The following is a 3192-nucleotide window of genomic DNA, read 5'->3' as shown; positions in this document are numbered from 1 at the left end:
CCCACCCGCCAGGTCCGGGCGGGGTTCCCGCGCCCCCGGCGCCGCACCGTGGGACCATCGACCCATGCCGTCGCTGCGTCCCCGCCGCCAGCAGTCCTCCGGCCGGTCGCCGAACGCCGAGCTCCTCGTGCTGCCTGCGACGCCGGACCCCGGTGGGCAGCCGCCACCGAACGCGGACCCCATCACGGGAATCGCGCTTCTCGACGCGCTGCTCGACAAGGCCGTAGCGATCCCCTCGAGCGTCATCCACGCGCATGTGGCTCGCCTCCGCCAGCGCAACCCTCATGCCAGCCCCACGCAGATCGTGCGGATGCTGGAACGCCAGTACCTCCTGGCCGTGTCCACCTCGGGCGGGGCAGCGGGAGCGGTCGCCGCGGCTCCGGGGATCGGGACCGGGACGGGCATCGCCCTGACCACGAGCGAGATCGCCACCTTCTTCGCCACGTCCTCGGCGTTCGCCCTGGCGGTCGCCGAGGTGCACGGGATCGCCGTGCAGGACACCGCTCGGCGGCGCACCCTGCTGCTCGCCACCGTGCTGGGCGAGCACGGGGCCGCGACCGTCGGAGCGGAGTCAGGGCTGAGCGGCACGGCGTGGGCGCGCACCGTGCTCACCTCGATGCCCACCTCGACGATCAAGCGGGTCAACACGGCCCTGGCGCGGCGACTGGTGCGCCGCCAGGCCTCGCGTCAGGGCGCGCTGGCCGTGGGACGCCTGGCGCCCTTCGGGATCGGCGCCGTCATCGGGGCCACCGGCGCCCGCGCGCTCGGCCGCACGGTCGTGCTCGGCGCCGAGCGGGCGTTCGGCCCACCTCCGGCCGCCTTCAGCGACCCGCTCCCGCTGCCCGGCCCGCCCCCTCCGCCCGGTCCCGCGCAGCGCGGGATCGAGCCGGTGGACCAGGGCTGGGCCCCACCGACCGTCTGACGCGCAGGGTCCCGGGTGCTTCCAGCACCGGCTCGCAGGGCACCGCCCGGCAGCCGGCGTCGCTCACCACTCCGCGTGCACGTGCTCCCGGATGTGCTCGTCGTAGATCTGCTCCAGGCGCGCCGACGTCGCCTCGTCGAGCGGAGCGAGCGCTGCCGCCGCCGCGTTGGCGCGGGCCTGCTCCGGCCGGCTGGCGCCCGGGATCACCGTCGTCACGCCCGGCTGGTCGATGATCCAGCGCAGCGCGAGCTGGGCGGTGCTCGCACCGGCGGGGGTCAGGGCTGCGACCTCCCGCGCGGCGGCCACCCCGACGTCGTAGGGCACGCCGGAGAACGTCTCGCCCCGGTCGAAGGCCTCACCGTGCCGGTTGTAGCTGCGGTGGTCGTTCTCGGCGAACGTCGTGGCCGCGTCGAAGCGTCCGGTGAGCAGCCCGCTCGCCAACGGCACCCGCGCGATGATGCCGACCCCTGCGTCCTGCGCGGCGGGCAGCACCTGCTCCAGCGGCTTGCGGCGGAACACGTTGAGGATGATCTGCACCGAGGCCACGTTCGGCCGGGCGATCGCCGTCAGCGCCTCCGCAGAGGTCTCCACCGAGACGCCGTAGGCCGCGATCCGGCCCTCGTCCACGAGCGTGTCCAAGGCGTCGTAGACGGCGTCGCGGGAGAAGACCTCCGTCGGCGGGCAGTGCAGCTGCACCAGGTCGAGGGTGTCCTGGCCGAGGTTCTCCCGGGAGCGGTCCGTCCATGCCCGGAAGGCGTCGAGGGTGTAGGCGTCGGCCACGTGCGGGTTCGCGCGGCGGCCCATCTTCGTGGCGACCGTCAGCCCCTGCGCCCCGCGCTCGGCGAGCAGCCGGCCCACGAGGCGCTCGCTGCGCCCGTCACCGTAGACGTCGGCCGTGTCGAGGAAGGTGACGCCGGCGTCGACAGCGGCGTGCAGGATCGCCATCGCGCTGTCCTCTGCGACATCGCCCCAGTCCGCCCCGAGCTGCCAGCACCCCTGGCCCACCACCGAGATCGATCGTCCAGTCCTGCCCAGCACGCGCTCGTCCATGCCACCGACGCTACCGTGGTCGGACCATGCCGACGCCCCGCCTCCTGGCCCATGAGATCGCGCACACCTGGCGCCGGTCCACGGCGCGCCCGCCCGCCCCGGTCGTCGCGCACGTCGTCCTGCCTCTGTCCGCGGCCGGGGCCTGGGCGCTGGTCACCGACGTGCGCCGGCACGAGCGCTGGGTGCCGATGACCCGTATCGAGGCGGGAGCCGACCTCGGCCCCGGGGACGTGTTCACGGCCGTGACCGGGCCGACGGCGCCCTCGGGCGGGCCCGGTCTGGTGGACAGGATGACGGTGCTGCGCGCCGATTCCCCCGGCGAACGCACGACGGGCGTCGCCGAGTACCGCAAGGACGGCCCGGTGCTGCGCGGCGGCGCAGGGATCGAGGTCCGGCCGCTGGGCGCCGCCTGGTGCGAGGTCACCTGGATCGAGCAGATCGGCGTCCGGGGCCTGCCGACGGTCCTCACGGACCCGGTGTCGCGGATCGCCTCGCGGCTCATGCTCGAGGTGGTCCTGCGTCGCGTGCGCGCCGACGTCAGGGCCTCCCCCGCCGCCTCGCCCCGCGGGCACGCAACGAATCGCCACGAGGGGCCCTGACCACGCAACGAATCGTGCGTCGACACGCAGCGTCCTGACCCGCCGTCCGGCGGGCGGGAGCCCTAGCCTCGAAGGGCAGCCGACGACGGCTCGACCCGAACGGTTGCACGCGCCGACCGACGCCCCGACCCCCCGAGGACTCATGGACCGCATCGCGACGCCCCGCCACTACCTCATGTGCAAGCCGACCTTCTTCGAGGTCAGCTACGAGATCAACCCGTGGATGGACACGACCGTCGCCACCGACGCCGACCTCGCCGTCGCCCAGTGGGAGACCCTGCGCGAGACGTACCTGTCCTGGGGTCACACGGTCGAGCTGATCGACCCCGTCGCGGGGCTGCCGGACATGGTCTACGCGGCCAACGGTGCCACGGTCATCGACGGCCTGGTCTACTCCGCGAAGTTCCGCTACCCCGAGCGCCAGCCGGAGGGCCCGCTCTACCAGAAGTGGTTCGCCGACGCGGGCTTCGTGACCCACACCGCTGCCGAGACCAACGAGGGCGAGGGTGACATCCTCAAGGTCGGCGACGACATCCTGGCCGGCTGGGGCTTCCGCACCGACATCGCCTCGCACGCCGAGCTCGCAGGGCTCACGGGCCGCACCGTCGTCAGCCTCGAGCT

General features: G+C 74.1%; 4 protein-coding genes. 3 read left to right on the top strand and 1 reads right to left on the bottom strand.

What is annotated here, in order from left to right; translation table 11 throughout:
- Window positions 1-64 precede the first annotated feature (64 nt).
- A complete protein-coding gene (locus tag ABWK99_RS15105) occupies window positions 65-922 on the top strand; it encodes a hypothetical protein (RefSeq protein ID WP_372595520.1) in 858 nt (285 codons plus the stop codon).
- 63 nt (window positions 923-985) lie between these two features.
- Here the strand turns inward: ABWK99_RS15105 and ABWK99_RS15100 are convergent, their stop codons facing one another.
- Complete coding sequence (locus tag ABWK99_RS15100) at window positions 986-1972, bottom strand: aldo/keto reductase (protein WP_372595519.1); 987 nt, start codon at window positions 1970-1972, stop codon at window positions 986-988.
- Window positions 1973-1998: 26 nt separating this feature from the next.
- Between ABWK99_RS15100 and ABWK99_RS15095 the strand changes: the two genes are divergently transcribed.
- Both ABWK99_RS15095 and ABWK99_RS15090 read left to right on the top strand, forming a co-directional pair.
- Window positions 1999-2571 (top strand): SRPBCC family protein, encoded by a 573-nt coding sequence (locus ABWK99_RS15095; RefSeq protein WP_372595518.1) that lies wholly within the window; start codon window positions 1999-2001, stop codon window positions 2569-2571.
- A 142-nt stretch (window positions 2572-2713) separates the two neighbouring features.
- The coding region (locus tag ABWK99_RS15090) for a dimethylarginine dimethylaminohydrolase family protein (protein WP_372595517.1) at window positions 2714-3192 on the top strand (479 nt) is incomplete at its 3' end.

The sequence above is a fragment of the Actinotalea sp. genome (genome assembly GCF_041597215.1).
In the GTDB taxonomy this organism is placed as follows: Bacteria; Actinomycetota; Actinomycetes; order Actinomycetales; family Cellulomonadaceae; genus Actinotalea.
The sequence above is the reverse complement of the archived record's forward strand: the minus strand, read 5'-3'. Positions and strand labels throughout refer to the sequence as shown.